A 16,783-nucleotide genomic window follows, 5' to 3' on the forward strand; every position below is an offset into this window, starting at 1 on the left:
CAAAATAACTACACGTTACTTAATGAAACCTTTCGTATCTATAACCACTTTTTCTTTTAATTGATCAAAATCGATTGAAAGAAAAACTTCATGGTCGACCATTACTAAAATAATGTCAGATTTTATTACCGCTTCTTCAACTGGCAAAAGTGAAATCCCTTGATTCTCCAAAATTGTTGGTAGCTTATTAACATGTGGCTCTACTGCAATAATTTCTCCTACACCGGATGCAGCCAGTTGTTTAACAATATCCACTGCAGGACTTTCACGTAAGTCATCGATATTTGCTTTAAACGCTAATCCCAAACAAGCAATGACTGGATTTTTAAATCTATCCGCTTTTTCTTTTACTTTTTCAACTACATACGTTGGTTTATAATCATTCACATTTCTCGCAGTATGTATAAGTTTAGCTTCTTCCGGCGCAGCATCTACAATAAACCAAGGATCTACAGCGATACAATGTCCCCCTACACCCGGTCCAGGCTGTAAAATATTCACACGAGGGTGACGATTTGCTAAACGAATTAATTCCCAAACATTAATATTTAGCTTGTCACATATTAATGATAGCTCGTTTGCAAAAGCAATATTTACATCACGGAATGAATTCTCAGTCAATTTCGCCATTTCTGCTGTTCTTGCATTTGTATCAAGAATTTTCCCTTTTACAAATTGTTTATAAAATTCTACTGTACGTTTGGTAGATTCTTTATTCAACCCACCAATAATACGATCGTTTTCTACTAGTTCCTTTAAAATATGCCCTGGTAATACACGTTCTGGGCAATGAGCCACATAAACTCTTCCTTTATCACTATGCATCTCTTCAGAAGTTGTTAAGTCCGAACGCTCCTCTAAAATCCATTCTGCAACCTTTTCTGTTGTACCGATTGGACTTGTTGATTCCAAAATAATAATATCTCCGTTTTTTATAACAGGCGCAATTGTTCTTGCAGCGGCCTCTACATATGCTAAATCTGGTTTATGACCATCTTTAAATGGTGTTGGCACTGCCAAAATGAAAATATCTGCTTCTTCAGGCTGTAATGAAGCTTTTAATTTCCCACTTTGTACCGCTGCTTTAACTAAAATATCTAAATCTGGTTCATAAATATGTACTTTTCCACTATTAATCATTTCAACTGCATTTTTATTTACATCAACACCATGCACTTGAAATCCTTTTGTTGCTAGTAAACTTGCAGTAGGTAAACCAATATATCCCAATCCCATTACACATATCTTTTTATCCATTTTCTTCGACCTCTTTTCTGTCATTAACTACTAAGATGCACCATTAGACTTAATCATAATTTGAATTGTTTTCAAAATAATCTTCAAATCATAGGATAGGCTTCTCTTATTAATATATTCTAAATCTAACTCTACCATTTCTTTAAAACCTACACTATTTCTCTCAGTTACCTGCCACAGTCCTGCACATCCAGGAGTAACAAATAATCTTTGTTTATCATATTGTGTATATTCCTTCACTTCCCTTGGAAGTGGTGGACGTGGACCAACTAAGCTCATTTCACCTTTTAATACATTTAATAGTTGTGGTAACTCATCAAGACTTGTTTTTCGTATAAATTTACCGATTCTTGTGACACGAGGATCTTCCTTCATTTTAAACATTGCGCCAGATACTTCATTATATTTTAATAAATCTTGTAATTTTTCTTCCGCATCTGTTACCATTGAACGAAACTTGTACATATAAAATTCTTTTCCGTTTTTACCAACACGAACTTGCTTGAAAAACACAGGGCCTTTTGAATCTTCATATTTAATTAAAAATGCTATAACAATAAAAATTGGCGATAATACTATTAATCCACATAAAGCCCCAATAAAATCCATACAACGTTTAGATACTAAATATACTTTACGACTATTTACCTTTTCAAAATCAATTTCTTCACTTTTTTCTTTTGCCACATCTCTACTCGAGATTTTTGCCAGATCCAATCCCTTTCACCTCACTTTTATACATTTACATTTTCCTTCATTGCAAGTGCACGTATATAATCTATTAACTCTTCTTTCAATTCAGTCTGCTGTAATGCTATTTCAATGGTTGTTTTAATAAATCCAAGTTTTTCTCCCACATCATAACGTGTTCCCTCAAAATCATAAGCAAACACTCTCTGAATTTCATTTAATCGTTGAATTGCATCTGTTAATTGAATTTCTCCACCTGCACCTGTCTGCTGATTCTCTAGGAACATAAAGATTTCTGGCGTTAATACGTAACGCCCCATAATTGCCAAATTAGATGGCGCTGTCCCTTGAGCTGGCTTTTCCACAAATTGACGCACTTGATAACGGCGATCATTTTGTTCAACTGGATCGATAATACCGTAACGATGTGTTTCACTTTCTGGTACTGTTTGTACACCAATAACAGATGATTGTGTGCCCTCATATTGATCCATTAATTGACGTAAACACGGTGTTTCTGCTTGTACAATATCATCACCAAGTAATACCGCAAATGGTTCATTTCCAATAAATTTACGTGCACACCATACTGCATGTCCTAAACCTTTTGGTTCTTTTTGTCTTATGTAATGAATGTTAATTTTTGAAGAAGCTTGCACTTTCTCAAGCATTTCATGCTTTCCTTTTTCTAGTAGGCTTTGCTCCAATTCAAAAGAATGATCAAAGTGATCTTCAATGGCGCGTTTTCCTTTTCCAGTAACAATAATAATATCTTCAATTCCTGATTCTATCGCTTCTTCTACTATGTATTGAATTGTTGGTTTATCAACGATAGGTAACATTTCTTTCGGCATCGCTTTCGTTGCTGGTAAAAATCTTGTTCCCAGACCAGCTGCTGGGATAATCGCTTTTCTTACTTCTTTCAAATCTAGTACCCCCCAAAAAACATTATTATATCCATATGTAACAATAACAAAAACCCTACTTATAGGGTCGTCTTTACAACTCCATAAGTAGAGTTTCTAACATAAATAAATTATGGGCATCTAACCCATCCTCACGTCATACTCCCGACGACAAGCGTCTAAGGTAGGTTCGAAATAAAAATTTCTACCCACAGCACGACCGAGTGCCCCCATTGATAACGGTTAGGAGACATCACCAATTCTTTATTTAAAAAATACCGAACAATTTTTTACGACGAATTTGTTCTGGATCTTCTTTGTAAATTGCCTTCCCGCTAATTAATAAGTACGGATTTTCTTTCAAATCACTCATAACATTCATTCCGAATTCTTTCTCAATTAGTTCATAGCTTTCCGCTAAATGAAATCCTCTTGACGTTATGTTATGCGCATCTGAAGCGACCATATGTGTTAAATTATGTTCCACAAGTTGCAAGGAAAACTTTTTAATTTTTTTACCGAATTTCCCTAATAAACTACCTGCCGTTACTTGTGTTAATGCACCTTTATTAACAAGGTTATATAACTTATCCGGCCGCTCGATTAACTCGGCATTACGTTCTGGGTGAACAATAATTGGAATCATTCCCTTTACACGTAATTCGTATAATAATTGTTCAGCATAACGAGGTACGTGATTCGATGGAAATTCAATGAATATATATTTATTTGTTTCATTTAAAGTAACGATTTTACCAGCTTCATAGTCTTCTAATAAATCGCCATATAACCTGACCTCTTGCCCAGGTAAAATAGTAAGTGGGATATTATGTTGTTGTAGTTCATCATTTAATTGTTTTACGTGATGAATAATTGAGGTACGTTCATTTACATATTTTCCATTTTGATGGTGCGGCGTTGCGACAATTGTATGTATTCCTTCTGACACGGCTTGTTGTGCCATTGCTAAACTATCTGTTACTGTCTGTGCACCATCATCGATACCAGGTAAAATGTGACAATGTAAATCTATCATTTGTTTCATCCTCCCTCTCTCCTATAAAGATCTTTTTTCCCTTGAATATGAGATATCGCTCATATTCAAGGGAAAAAAGGAGATATGTTTCAACCATATCTCACTCTTTTAATTAGTTTGCACCGTAATAATAATATAAGCCGTTTTCACGTTCACGATCGTTTAGAACAACACCTAACAATTTACCTTTAGCCGATTCTAACAATCCTTTTGCTTTTACTGCTGTTTCTTTTTCTGTTGATTCACTACGAACAACAAGAATAGAAGCATCACATACATTTGCCATAATTTGCGCATCTGTTACAGCTAAAATAGGAGGCATATCAAAAATAACTAAGTCGTACATGCTGTATGCTTGTCCAAGAAGTTCTTTCATTGATTTTGAACCTAACAATTCAGCTGGGTTTGGGGGGATTGGACCACAAGCTAAAAAGTGTAGATTATCAACTAGTGTTGTTTGCACACATTTCTCTAAACGTTCACTATGTGTTAATACGTTCGTTAGTCCAAAAATATTGTCTACTTGGAACATTTGATGCATTGCTGGTTTACGCATATCTGCATCAATTAATAATACTTTTTTTCCTTGTTGAGCAAACACAACAGCCATATTCGCTGTCGTTGTCGTTTTCCCTTCACTTGGATTTGCAGACGTGACCATTAATGAATGTAAATTCGTATCAACGGCTGCAAATTCAATATTCGTTCGAATATTACGATATTGTTCTGAAATTGGTGATTTTGGTTGTTGATGAGCAATTAATTGACGGCGTTGACGATGATTCTTTTTCTTTTTAAATAAATTAAGAGCCAATTGTTTGTCCCCTCACTTTTCTTGATGATGGAGCGTGTGATTTCACGTTCATTGTTTCTTCATCCATACGAGCTACAATCCCTAATACTGGTAAGCCAAGTAAGTTTTCCACATCTTCTTCTTTTTTCACTGTGTTATCTAAGTACTCTAGCAAGAATGCAAGGCCAACTGAAGCCATTAAACCAACAACGAAAGCGATTGCCACATTTAACATTGGACGCGGTTTAATTGGAGATTGATTTTCTGCAACTTCTGCTTTAGATAATACTGTTACGTTATCAACACTCATGATTTTTGCAATTTCACCTTTAAATACTTCTGCAGTTGTATTAGCAATATCCCGAGCAAGTTTTGGATCCTTATCTATTGCTGTTACAGTTACGACTTGTGAATCTTTTTCATTTACTACTTCAATTTTCCCATTTAGATCTTGAGTCGTAAGATCTAATCCCAACTTTTCTTTCACTTGATCCAAAATAACCGGACTTTTAATAATAACTTTATATGTATTCGTCAATTGAATATTTGATTGAATTTCCCCCAACTGAATTGCTGCACCCTCTTGTTTCTTCTGGTTAACAAGAATTTGCGTCGAAGATTGATAGATTGGTGTCATGAAGAAAAAGCTAATGATAGCACTTACAATAGCTGCACCAAAGGCGATTACGAGGATCATTGCTAAACGTTTTTTTAAGATATGAAATAACTCTTTTAGACTAATTGTTTCTTCCATAGGTTCCTCCAACTTTCTAAAATTTACACATAGGAAAAATTATAACATATAAATCTTACATTTTTTATTTTTAATAATTCAGTTCTATATTTGTTCACAAGAAACAAGTTTAATCTTACAAAATAATCTTAAATATGACAACACATTCCAATGATTTCCCAAAAATTTTATCATATCATGCTTTTTACACTGTATAACTTGATAAATAATTTTCAGAAAACAAAAAAGCCAACAAATTTTTGTTGGCTTTTTCATATTTTAGTAATAACCATACTGCTCTTTTTCTTCTCTTTTATCGTTCAAAATAACACCTAGTAGTTTTCCTGATGCTTTATCTAATATTTGTTTCGCTTTTACGATTTTATCTTTTTCTGTCTTTTCACTTCGTACAACGAGTACGATTCCATCACATTTATTCGCAAGTATTTGTGCATCTGTAACCGCAAGGACAGGTGGTGTGTCGATTAATATAATATCAAACATGTTATATGCTTCTAGCAACGCCTCGTCCATTGCCCGGCTCCCTAATAGTTCTGCTGGGTTTGGCGGGATTGGACCTGCTGCCATTAAGTATACGTTCTCTATATCTGTTTTTTGAATGCATTGCATAAGTTTTGCTTGTCCTGATAATAAGTTCGTTAACCCATTTGAAATATGAATGGCAAATAAGTTTTGTATCGTCGGCTTACGCAAGTCAGCTCCAATTAATAAAACTTTCTTTCCTTGTTGTCCGAAAACAACTGCTAAGTTTGCGATTGTTGTTGTTTTCCCATCACCTGGGTCGGCTGAAGTAACAATAATAGAACGAACATGATTATCTACAGATGTAAACTCAATGTTTGTACGAATGTTACGGTATTGTTCTGTAATACGCGATTTAGGCTCTTTATGTGTAATTAATTGTCGTAATGGTTTTCTTTTCTTTCTCCCGAACATATTCATAATCTCCTTTTGTGAAATGCGACATTTCCCTTTTCTCTCTTTTATGCTCGATTTCATACGTCTAATTAATTTTTTGCTGTTTTCCCCATATTTCATCATAATCAATAACATTCTACTTTGTCTTATTTAAGTATCTTAACAATATGACAATGCCCTTATTTCTTTATTACCTTTATCACTTATCCTGTTTTCTAGATAAATAATAAAGTAAGTATATGGTAATTACCATCTATTTACAAGATATTTTCTGATTAGTTTGTATATTATCGTTTCATCGTTATATAGCAGAAACTAAAAAATCCCCTTGTCTTTTCACAAGGAGATTTTTTAGTACTATCTATTCTTTTTTATCACCAATCGCAAATGTAATTTCTGCCTCACATGCAACTTCACCATCTACTGTTGCGATTGCTTTTCCTTTTCCAATTGGGCCGCGTACGCGTGTCATTTCTACTTCTAGACGAAGTTGATCACCTGGGCGTACTTGTTTTTTGAAACGGCAATTGTCGATACCTGCAAAGAAAGCAAGTCTTCCGCGGTTTTCTTCTTTCTTTAATACTGCAACTGCTCCGACTTGTGCTAATGCTTCTACAATAAGTACACCAGGCATAACTGCATAGTCAGGGAAGTGTCCGTTAAAGAATTCTTCATTTGCGGATACATTTTTAATCCCAACCGCTCTTTTTCCTTCATCTACTTCTAATATTTTATCAACAAGTAAAAATGGATAGCGGTGAGGAATGATTTCTTTAATTTGTTCTATATTTAGCATGTAACAATCGCCCCTTTTGTAATATTGGTCTTACCACTTGGACATATTGCTATTATCCCATTTTGTTTATTGTTTGTCATTACAAAGTAACATTTTATATTTAGCACAACTTCCTAAAAAAAATGCACACACTCTATTCCATTAAAATAGTTGCACATTTTTGCAACTGACACGGAGGTGGAAAAGAGTGTATGCCCAAATTAGGGAAAGGCAATATGTATTGAAACATTATTTGCCTTAATGTCGTATTCGACTCATTATATTATAAACGTTTTCAATTAAGGAAATATTAAATTTAACCATATATATGAATATTTTACCTGTTTCCTTCATATTTCTCTATTTTCCTTCCATTTTCGCAAAAAAACAAAATAAAAAAATATAAAAACGAAAAAGAACTAAGGCATTAGCCTTAGTTCTTTCAAATTATCTCAAAGCACGCTTTGGTAATCTGTCGATATTCTCTAACATAATACCTGTACCAACCGCAACGCAGTGCATTGGGTTTTCAGCAATTAATACTGGTACTTTTAGTTCTTCTGCTAGAAGCATGTCGATACCGTGTAGTAAAGCTCCGCCACCTGTTAGAATAACACCGCGGTCGATGATATCTGCAGATAGTTCTGGTGGTGTGCGCTCTAATACGCCTTTTGCAGCTTGTACAATAACAGCTGCATTTTCTTTTAATGCTTCTGTAATTTCTTCAGAGCATACTGTAATTGTACGTGGTAAGCCTGTTACCATGTCACGTCCGCGAATTTCAAGTTCTTCGCTACGTGCACCTGGGAATACTGTACCAACTTTAATTTTAATATCTTCTGAAGTACGTTCTCCGATTAATAGCTTATACTTACGTTTAATATAGTTTAAGATCTCCATATCAAACTTATCGCCAGCCATTTTGATAGAGGAAGAGGTAACAATATCACCCATAGATAGTACAGCGATATCTGTTGTACCTCCACCAATATCAACAACCATGTTACCGCTCGGTTGGAAGATTTCCATACCAGCACCAACTGCGGCTACTTTTGGTTCTTCTTCTAAAAATACTGTTTTACCACCTGAACGTTCAGCAGCTTCACGAATTGCTTTTTGTTCTACTGATGTAATATTTGTTGGACAACAAATTAAAATACGAGGTTTTGAAAAGAAGCTCTTTACGTCCAATTTGTTAATGAAATACTTTAACATTGCTTCTGTAATTTCGAAGTCTGCGATTACACCATCTTTAAGTGGACGAATTGCTACAATATTACCAGGCGTACGTCCCACCATGCTTCTCGCTTCTTCACCTACTGCTAATACTTTACCACTATTACGATCAATCGCCACAACAGATGGCTCATTTAATACAATACCCTTACCTTTAACATGAATTAATACGTTAGCCGTACCTAGGTCAATTCCGATATCTCGCGCAAACATTCCCGTTTTTTCCTCCTCGATATTCAAAATCAGGTTACACCCGAATTCTTTTCACCTAATTTCTGATTTTATCATAAATTTAACAGAAACGTAATATTCGCAAAAAGAATTCTTCTGAAAAATATTACCGAATGTGAACGGAATGTTTGCTACTGTAACATTATTGACGTACAGGCTTCTCTACATCTTCTTTTCTATACTTTTGTTTTGTTGCTTCTCCCCCTCTTAAATGACGAATAGACTTATGATAATCAAGAATTTCTTTCACTTCATTTGCGAGCTCTGGATTAATTTCTGGTAGACGTTCTGTTAAATCTTTATGGACTGTACTCTTTGATACCCCAAATTCCTTTGCAATGACACGCACTGTCTTTCTTGTCTCCACGATATACTTACCAATCTTGATAGTTCTCTCTTTGATGTAATCGTGCACACCACTCGCCTCCCTAATTTGGATGTGAGAAGGGTGAAATGAGCCTCGCTGCATACGACTAAGAAGTAAGTGTGAGTGCTGTTTGTAAGCGTTAAACATTCTTGGATTTATAATGAAATGATTCACGATTTCTCACCTCAAACACTCTCTTTGCTTTGGTTTATACCATTGTATTGCCCGCACTACTGATATATGCTACATGTTCACTATTTTTGCGGACTAAGTTAAGAAAAATTACATTTTTTTGTGAGAAATACGTTAACAGTGACTATTTTGGCGAAAAAAAATGACACCTTATATATAAGGCGTCATTCTTCTCTTTCAAACTCTTCTTCTAATAATTGATGGTGGGGAACCTCTTTCTTACCGGCAATATAATAATATAAAGTGAATAAAACAAACAATAAAATAATAGCAGTCGACAGAACAAACAAAAATGACACAGTATCCCCTCCCTTTTGTAATATATATTCGAGAATCTCGTCATTTTTCCTTGTTATTGCAACTTTTTTCTCGAAATTGAGTATTTTTATATAAAAATAAAAAAATCAGCTCCCCTAGTGGGAACTGATTTTTTCACTTTCTTATTCTTGTGAAGAAGAATCGTTAGATGATTCTGTAGAACCATTTGTTGATTTTTCTTCTTTCTTCGGTTCTTCTTTTTTGTCACTAGTTGAACCGCTTGTTGATTTCTCTTCTTTTTGAGACTTGTCTTCTGTTTTACTTTCTGGTTTCGTGCTCGTTGACTTCTCTTCTTTTTGAGATTTGTCATCAGCTTTTTTACCAGAAGCATTCGTAGCCTTTGCAGCACCTGCATCAGCTTTAATTTCTGTTACTGATTTATTTAAGTAACGTTCAGGGTTCACAGCCACATTGTCTTTACGTACTTCAAAGTGAACGTGAGAACCTGCCTCTTTATTCATTGCACTTAGACCGGATGTTCCTAATACTTCACCTTGTGCAACTCTTGCACCTTTTTCTACTTTCACACTGCCTAAGCTTTGATAAGATACCGCTACACCATTTCCACTATCAACTGTTACAACATAACCAAGAAGTGAATCTTTTTCAGCTTTCGTTACTGTACCACTTAAAGCAGCAGCAACATTGAATTCTTTTCCATTCTTCGCAGCAATGTCAATTCCTTTGTTCGGGGAATATGTGTTGTTATAAAAGACAAGTGCTTTTTCTTGTTCCGCCTCAGTTGCTGCATCTTCATAGAATTTCTTCTGTACGACTACTTCCGCATTCGCGGCAGCTGGCATTTTCACTACTTCTGAAGATTTTGTTACTGGTACTGCTGGATCTTCCGATTGTGTATACGGTGTTGCTTGATCGTGGTTTGGAGTCTTCTTCGGATTAGCTCCTTGGAACCATAGTGCAACCATTAAGATTACCGCTGCACAAGCAATGTATAGTGCCGGAAACACCCATCTTTTTTGAAATAAATGTACTACCTTTTGCGACTTTTTATTATTTCTTCCTCGCATTCCATCATCACCTCAGCAATCATTTTGAACAATATTCACGTATCCTATACAACGTATAACTAATTACTTTTCGACAAAATATGTAAAAATATGTATAAGAATTGTAAAATTCCCGAGGAAATGATAGAAAAAAGAAAAAACTGAGCGTTTCGGCTCAGTTTTTAGTCTAATTGTTTCTTTTTGTACACAATAATACAAAGAATGATAAGACATATACTCCAAATTGTATTGTTTAAAATATGTTCTTGAATCGCAATAAACCCTTCTCCCTTTATAACTTTTTGCAATGCCTCCATAACATGATTTGTCGGAAGAAGATTAACTACTTTTATAATAAATTCATTCTTAACCATTTCTTGTAGCATCGGCCCCATTATGAATATTATAAAAATCGGAAGCCCCAATATAGATGTTTGTGCTATATTTTGGGATAGTAAGCCAACTATAGTACCTAAAACGACACATAACAATGTTCCTATTAAAATAATAATAACTAGCATACCAATATTTCCTTTAAAAGTATCTAAAATCACTAAACTAATAAAACTAGATGCTAGTACAAAAAATACAGTTAATACACTTTTCCCTAAAATAACTTCTATTGGACTTGCCGGAGACAACATCAATACTCGTAACGTGTGTTTTTCCTTCTCCTCTGCAATAATAATTGCTTGCACATAACTTCCCACCATGGTAATCGTCATTACAATAATAAAACCTGCAAAGAACTCTTTTATAGAATCCATATTACTATAGAATACAGCAAGTAGAATAGGTAATAGCGCCATTAATATAACTTGTGAGTTTTTACCTGCATCATTTATTTCTTTTCTTACAATAGCCGAAAACCGTCTCATTGAAAATGTCATTATAATCCCCTCCCAGTAACTTCAATAAAAATATCGCCTAAAGTTGGTTCGTGTGAATGAATGGATAGTAATTCTCCTTTGTTCATCCATTCTGAAATACGTTTTGCACCTAATTCATCTTTTTGTACCGTTTCTTTCTTCTTATCCTTTAACACGACTTGTATTTGATCTTTCGCGTATTGTAAGCGAAGGTTCTCCGGTGTATCGAGTGCTACAATCTCTCCGCCACACAGGAAGGCAATGCGGTTACAAAGCGTTTCTGCTTCGTCCATGTTGTGAGTCGTTAAGAAAATCGTCGTTCCTTCTTTATTTAAGTCTTTTAAGATTTTATGAATGTTTTGTACGTTTACTGGATCAAGTGCAGATGTTGGTTCGTCTAAGAAGAGGATATCTGGTTTATGAAGGATTGCTCTTGCTAGTGTGACGCGTTGCTTCATTCCCTTTGATAATTTTTTTACTGGTGTTTTTTTATCATCTAATAAATTCACTTGTGCTAGTACTTCATCGATTCGTTCTTTTTTGCAATCGTATAAGTCACAAAATAATAGTAAGTTATCATAAATGCTAAGTCTTTCATATAAGCCGCTGTTATCTGTTAAAATACCAATTCGTTTGTAATCGATGCTACTTGGTCCTGTAATATCTTTCCCTAATACTCTTACCGTTCCAACACTATGAAGCAATTGAGAAGTTAAAATTTTTACTGTTGTCGTCTTACCAGATCCACTCGGTCCAAGGAATCCGAATATCTCTCCTTGCTTCACCTCAATATTTACATTTCGAAGTGCCGTTTTTCCACTGAAACTTTTCATTACATCTTTCATTTCAATTGCCAATGTCATTTCTTCATCCCCTTTGTTTTTCTTCTTTATAGATGAAAGTCGCTTTAGCGCTTTTCGTTCGTTTGTTTCGCTTTCTTGACTCAATCATATGAAAAACAAAGGGTAGGCGCATTAAAATACCGGTAAAAGGAGTATTTTTACCGGTGAATGAATCGCATGTTGAGCTTATTGGAGCACTTTTATAGTCCAATAACACCTTTTAATTCATCCATTCGTCCTTTTGAAAGCGGGATTGAACTTTTTCTTTCGTCGTCTAAAATTAAGCTAAAACTGTTACGAGTCCAAGTAATCACTTCTCGCACTCTTTGTAAATTCACAAGGTACGAGCGATGACATCTAAAGAAACCAAAACCTGTTAACCTTGCTTCTAGTTCACCTAATGTTAAAGCGCATACGAAATCTCCTTCACGAACGTGAATATGTGTTACTCCGTTTTGTGTTTCAATGAAATGGATTTCCATCGGATCAAGTAAAATGATTTTATCGTTCACCTTCGCAGGTATTCTTTCTAACTTCATTTGCGGAATTATTTGAACGACCTTCTCTTCATCGACTTCTTCCACTTCCTCTTGTTCAATTTCTACTTTTTTCACACCATCGTTGTTTAATATGTATACATCCTCTGTTAACGAAAGGGCATCCGATAGGAAAGATGACGTAATAAAAATTGCCTTTCCTTGTTCTTTCATTTTCATAATTGCTTTTCGAATAATAACCGTACTCTCTATATCTACATTTTGCTCTGGTTCTTCCAAAATGATTAAATCCGGATTATGAATCATAATTCGTCCTATATGAAGACGGCGCTTCTCTGAAAATGACAATTTTTCTATTTTAACGTTTAGTTTATCTAGGAGACCAACATACTGTACGACTTCTTCTATACTTACCTTTGATTCATAAAGTCCTAATAGAAACTTAAAGTATTCCTTCACCTTCAAACGATCATATGCTTCATCTTTCAAAAAACAAAAGCCGATGCGGAAATAATTTTTCTTTCCAATTGCTTCCCCTTCAAACAGTACGTTGCCAGTTGAAGCTTCTTCTTCACCAATAATAATGCGGTGTAACACTTTAGCTGTATGATTATTGCATTGCAAAACAATACATTGTCCTTTTTCAACCTTTAGCTCAATTTCTGGTAACTGGTTCGTCTTCCCTAACTGTTTCAACTCTAGTAACGCCATTTCATCTCCCCCAAATGCCTTTTTATCCTATTATATCAAACAATTAATGGAAAATTATGATATTTTAAACAGAAAAAAATAGGTGCCAGAGTTCTGCACCTATTTCTTCACCATCAGTTTTCCTTCATAATCATTCATCGTCTTTATTTCAACGCCTTTATAGTAATGAGCGACGATATCTGTATATTTCTTTCCTTCCGCTGCCATGCCGTTCGCCCCGTATTGACTCATACCAACGCCGTGACCGAAGCCTTTCGTTGTAACGATGATTTTATCTCCTTGTTGTTTCCACGTGAAATCAGAAGAACGTAAATCTAACTTTTCACGAACTTCTTTTCCTGTTAATGTTTTTCCTTGAAAAGCTACATCCTTTACGCGCTTTCCTTCCGTAAGGTCTTTAATATTTCCAACCTTCCCGTCTGCTAGCACTTTCACACCGAGACGTTTTTGAAAATCAGCTACTGTAAATGTTTGCTCGCTCGTAAACTTTGGAGAGGCTTGATCCCACGGACTATCTACACTTTTCAAGTACGGATAATCATTTCCCCAATAGTCAGCTGCATTTTCTGTTCGGCCATTACTCGTTGAAAAGAAGGATGCTGAAATTGGTTTTCCATCATACGTTAAAACTTGTCCTGCTGTTTTCGAAACGGCTTCTTCGATTTTCTTCAAATTATTTTCGTAGTTATTACCCCATTGCTTCTTCAATTCATCTTTGCTTTTGTACACTTGATCTTTCACCGTATCTGTCACGTCCGCATTATTTTTCTTTCCTCCGCTTAGCATACGTTGTACTACAAATGTTCTCGCTGCTAATGCCTGCGCCTTTAGTGCCTCTATTTCAAAACTGGCATTCATCTCAGAAGCTACTACACCTGTCACATACTCCTCCACTGGTAATGTTTCTACCTTCTTCTGTTTTTCGCGATATACAGCAACTTGAACAGCTGTATCTACTTTTCCTGGAGCTGGTATGCTTTCTATCGCTGGAGGAGTTTTAGAGGCCGTTTCTTCCCCTACTTTTGCTTTCGCAAATGGAATAACAAGGGCTGCAGGTACAATGATAACGAGCGCTATTAAGAGCGCTACTGTAATAAAAAGTGGCTTTGAAAATTTCATCCTATTTTCCCCCAATATAAAAGCTTTACTCCATTCATTCTTATGGAACAACTCTTTCTTTTAGAACATACTTAAGGGGAAGAGTATAAAACAGAAATTTTCTAAATATTTTTACTGGTACGTGCATAAGTATAGAATTTATTGACTATAACAGTAATAACCCAAAAAAATAGCCCCTATGTCAAAAGACATAGAGACTATTTCAATTAAGCGTGAAGATCAGAAACTTCTTGTTCTTTCACTTCTTCTACTTTTTCGTTTACACGTTCAATAGTTGCACCTAATGCAGCTAATTTCTTATGGAAGTTTACATAGCCACGGTCAAGATGTTTTAACTCAGTTACACGAGTATAACCTTCTGATACTAAACCAGCTAAGATTAATGCAGCTGCAGCACGTAAGTCAGTTGCTGCTACTTCAGCACCTTGTAAGCTGTTTGGACCGTTCATAATAACAGAACGACCTTCAATTTTAATATCAGCATTCATACGACGGAATTCTTCAACGTGCATAAAGCGGTTTTCGAATACCGTTTCTGTAATCATGCTTGTTCCATCAGCTTGTAGTAATAATGCCATCATTTGTGATTGCATGTCTGTTGGGAAACCTGGGTGAGGCATAGTTTTAATATCAACCGCTTTTAACTTATCTGGGCCGATAACACGTACACCTTCGTTTTCCTCAATAATTTTAACACCCATTTCTTCCATTTTCGCTGTAATTGAGCGTAAATGTTCAGGTACAGCATTTTCAATTAAGATGTCTCCACCAGTAATTGCTGCTGCAACCATGAATGTTCCCGCTTCAATACGGTCAGGAATAATAGAGTGGTTTGCACCATATAATTTATCAACGCCTTCGATACGAATCGTTCCAGTTCCAGCTCCGCGTACTTTCGCTCCCATCGCATTTAAGAAGTTAGCTAAGTCAACGATTTCTGGTTCTTTCGCTGCGTTTTCAAGAATTGTTGTCCCTTTTGCTAATGTAGCTGCAGACATAATGTTTTCTGTCGCGCCTACGCTTGGGAAGTCTAAGTAGATTTTAGCTCCTTTTAGTTCTCCCTCAACATATGCCTCAACAAAACCGTTACCAACCTGTACTTTTGCTCCCATTGCTTCGAAGCCTTTTAAATGTTGGTCAATTGGACGTGAACCAATTGCACATCCACCAGGAAGTGCAATACGAGCACGACCGTTACGTGCTAATAATGGTCCCATTACTTGAACAGATGCACGCATTTTACGTACATATTCAAATGGTGCTTCAATGTTTAGTTCTTTAGAAGAATCGATTGTTACTTGATTATTTTCAAATACGACTTCAGCATTTAAATGACGTAATACCTCATTAATTGTGTATACATCAGACAAAACTGGTACTTCAGATAGTACATTCTTTCCATCACTCGCTAATAGGGCTGCAGCGATTATAGGTAATACAGCATTTTTTGCGCCCTCAACACGCACTGTGCCGTTTAACCGCTTTCCGCCACGGACGATGATCTTTTCCAAATTATTCCCCTCCGTGTCCTTTTTTCAGTATCTATTCACTCAATACTCAGAAGTTATGATCGGTGTGCCAACCACAATTGTATCTTTGTTGTCTGTAGAACGTATTGCTATTTGCACATTTATTTTCTCTCTATTTGTTGAAAGAGCGTCATCCCACTTTTTATTGTATGCGGAGACTGACACAAATGCTCTTTCTTCTACTTGTTCGATCGCTCTTGCTGAAAGATCTTTCAAAACCTGATTGGTTTTATTTTGCAAAACACCTTCAATCTTATCATTCAGTACACCTTGAACACAAGTGTAAATTATAGGTTTTTCACTAAAAATTTTATTCATGTTTTGAACATACTTCGGGTCCCATTTCGCCCCACTTACTTCAAAGATAATGAAAGTGTTTTCTTTAGTATTTTCTTTACTCCAAGTTACTACTACTCGTTCTTCATAAGAAGAAAGCTTTTTATAGGATGTAGCTTTATATCCATCTGGAGATTGCTCTACTTCCCACTTTTGAATATTTGCCTTTTCCTTCACATCGTTTAACAACTTTTGAAACGTATGTATGTTAGAAATTGTTTTTGTTTCTCTCGCTAACCATGACCATTTTTCTACTTTAGCATCATTTTTCTCTAAAGCCTTGATCATGCTCTCCATTTTCTGTTCATCGCTTATCGGTTTCATCTCTCTATATCCAACCAAAAATAAAACAACACTAAGTGCAACAATAAGAATGGCTTTAAGCTTCAATTTCATCCCCT

At 35.5% G+C, this 16,783-nt stretch carries 18 protein-coding genes; all 18 read right to left on the reverse strand.

Annotated elements, in window-relative coordinates; translation table 11 throughout:
* Positions 1 to 15: 15 nt before the first annotated feature.
* The 18 genes from wecC to BHV55_RS26335 all read right to left on the reverse strand — a co-directional run bounded on the left by wecC (position 16) and on the right by BHV55_RS26335 (position 16,772).
* On the reverse strand, positions 16 to 1,257 hold the full coding sequence (gene wecC / locus BHV55_RS26250; RefSeq protein WP_044306730.1) for a UDP-N-acetyl-D-mannosamine dehydrogenase: 1,242 nt from the start codon (positions 1,255 to 1,257) through the stop codon (positions 16 to 18).
* Positions 1,258 to 1,287: 30 nt separating this feature from the next.
* Entirely contained in the window at positions 1,288 to 1,974 is a 687-nt protein-coding gene (locus BHV55_RS26255) for a sugar transferase (RefSeq protein WP_044306731.1), read from the reverse strand.
* 17 nt (positions 1,975 to 1,991) lie between these two features.
* On the reverse strand, positions 1,992 to 2,873 hold the full coding sequence (bpsC, locus tag BHV55_RS26260; protein WP_070757624.1) for a UTP--glucose-1-phosphate uridylyltransferase BpsC: 882 nt from the start codon (positions 2,871 to 2,873) through the stop codon (positions 1,992 to 1,994).
* Between the two features lie 247 nt (positions 2,874 to 3,120).
* Positions 3,121 to 3,888, reverse strand: coding sequence for a tyrosine-protein phosphatase (locus tag BHV55_RS26265; RefSeq protein WP_070757792.1), 768 nt, complete (start codon positions 3,886 to 3,888; stop codon positions 3,121 to 3,123).
* Between the two features lie 112 nt (positions 3,889 to 4,000).
* Positions 4,001 to 4,702: a CpsD/CapB family tyrosine-protein kinase gene (locus BHV55_RS26270; protein WP_044306734.1), complete on the reverse strand. Its 702-nt coding sequence runs from the start codon at positions 4,700 to 4,702 to the stop codon at positions 4,001 to 4,003.
* Complete coding sequence (locus BHV55_RS26275) at positions 4,692 to 5,435, reverse strand: YveK family protein (RefSeq protein ID WP_070757622.1); 744 nt, start codon at positions 5,433 to 5,435, stop codon at positions 4,692 to 4,694. The genes BHV55_RS26270 and BHV55_RS26275 overlap by 11 nt, the downstream gene beginning before the upstream one ends.
* 258 nt (positions 5,436 to 5,693) lie before the next feature.
* Positions 5,694 to 6,371, reverse strand: a complete 678-nt coding sequence (locus BHV55_RS26280) for a CpsD/CapB family tyrosine-protein kinase (protein WP_070757619.1) — start codon at positions 6,369 to 6,371, stop codon at positions 5,694 to 5,696.
* A 343-nt stretch (positions 6,372 to 6,714) separates the two neighbouring features.
* Complete coding sequence (gene fabZ, locus BHV55_RS26285; RefSeq protein ID WP_000931959.1) at positions 6,715 to 7,149, reverse strand: 3-hydroxyacyl-ACP dehydratase FabZ; 435 nt, start codon at positions 7,147 to 7,149, stop codon at positions 6,715 to 6,717.
* Positions 7,150 to 7,575: 426 nt separating this feature from the next.
* Positions 7,576 to 8,577: a rod shape-determining protein gene (gene mreB / locus BHV55_RS26290; protein ID WP_000457978.1), complete on the reverse strand. Its 1,002-nt coding sequence runs from the start codon at positions 8,575 to 8,577 to the stop codon at positions 7,576 to 7,578.
* A gap of 160 nt (positions 8,578 to 8,737) precedes the next feature.
* On the reverse strand, positions 8,738 to 9,010 hold the full coding sequence (spoIIID, locus tag BHV55_RS26295) for a sporulation transcriptional regulator SpoIIID (protein WP_000544012.1): 273 nt from the start codon (positions 9,008 to 9,010) through the stop codon (positions 8,738 to 8,740).
* 308 nt (positions 9,011 to 9,318) lie between these two features.
* Positions 9,319 to 9,453 carry a hypothetical protein gene (locus tag BHV55_RS26300; RefSeq protein WP_000008901.1) on the reverse strand — a complete coding sequence of 45 codons (135 nt, stop codon included), beginning with the start codon at positions 9,451 to 9,453 and terminating at the stop codon, positions 9,319 to 9,321.
* A gap of 141 nt (positions 9,454 to 9,594) precedes the next feature.
* Complete coding sequence (spoIIQ, locus tag BHV55_RS26305; RefSeq protein ID WP_001214926.1) at positions 9,595 to 10,500, reverse strand: stage II sporulation protein SpoIIQ; 906 nt, start codon at positions 10,498 to 10,500, stop codon at positions 9,595 to 9,597.
* A gap of 161 nt (positions 10,501 to 10,661) precedes the next feature.
* Positions 10,662 to 11,369: an ABC transporter permease gene (locus BHV55_RS26310; RefSeq protein WP_070757617.1), complete on the reverse strand. Its 708-nt coding sequence runs from the start codon at positions 11,367 to 11,369 to the stop codon at positions 10,662 to 10,664.
* Positions 11,369 to 12,211, reverse strand: a complete 843-nt coding sequence (locus BHV55_RS26315; protein ID WP_000170864.1) for an ABC transporter ATP-binding protein — start codon at positions 12,209 to 12,211, stop codon at positions 11,369 to 11,371. Before BHV55_RS26315 ends, BHV55_RS26310 begins: the two co-directional genes overlap by 1 nt.
* A gap of 179 nt (positions 12,212 to 12,390) precedes the next feature.
* Positions 12,391 to 13,398: a LytTR family transcriptional regulator DNA-binding domain-containing protein gene (locus BHV55_RS26320; protein WP_053513724.1), complete on the reverse strand. Its 1,008-nt coding sequence runs from the start codon at positions 13,396 to 13,398 to the stop codon at positions 12,391 to 12,393.
* A 99-nt stretch (positions 13,399 to 13,497) separates the two neighbouring features.
* Positions 13,498 to 14,517 carry a stage II sporulation protein D gene (spoIID, locus tag BHV55_RS26325; protein ID WP_000672663.1) on the reverse strand — a complete coding sequence of 340 codons (1,020 nt, stop codon included), beginning with the start codon at positions 14,515 to 14,517 and terminating at the stop codon, positions 13,498 to 13,500.
* A 206-nt stretch (positions 14,518 to 14,723) separates the two neighbouring features.
* Positions 14,724 to 16,028 carry a UDP-N-acetylglucosamine 1-carboxyvinyltransferase gene (gene murA / locus BHV55_RS26330; RefSeq protein ID WP_000411274.1) on the reverse strand — a complete coding sequence of 435 codons (1,305 nt, stop codon included), beginning with the start codon at positions 16,026 to 16,028 and terminating at the stop codon, positions 14,724 to 14,726.
* A 39-nt stretch (positions 16,029 to 16,067) separates the two neighbouring features.
* On the reverse strand, positions 16,068 to 16,772 hold the full coding sequence (locus BHV55_RS26335) for a YwmB family TATA-box binding protein (RefSeq protein WP_000767916.1): 705 nt from the start codon (positions 16,770 to 16,772) through the stop codon (positions 16,068 to 16,070).
* Positions 16,773 to 16,783 lie beyond the last annotated feature (11 nt).

The organism is Bacillus sp. RZ2MS9 (assembly GCF_001816185.2).
In the GTDB taxonomy this organism is placed as follows: domain Bacteria; phylum Bacillota; class Bacilli; order Bacillales; family Bacillaceae_G; genus Bacillus_A; species Bacillus_A cereus.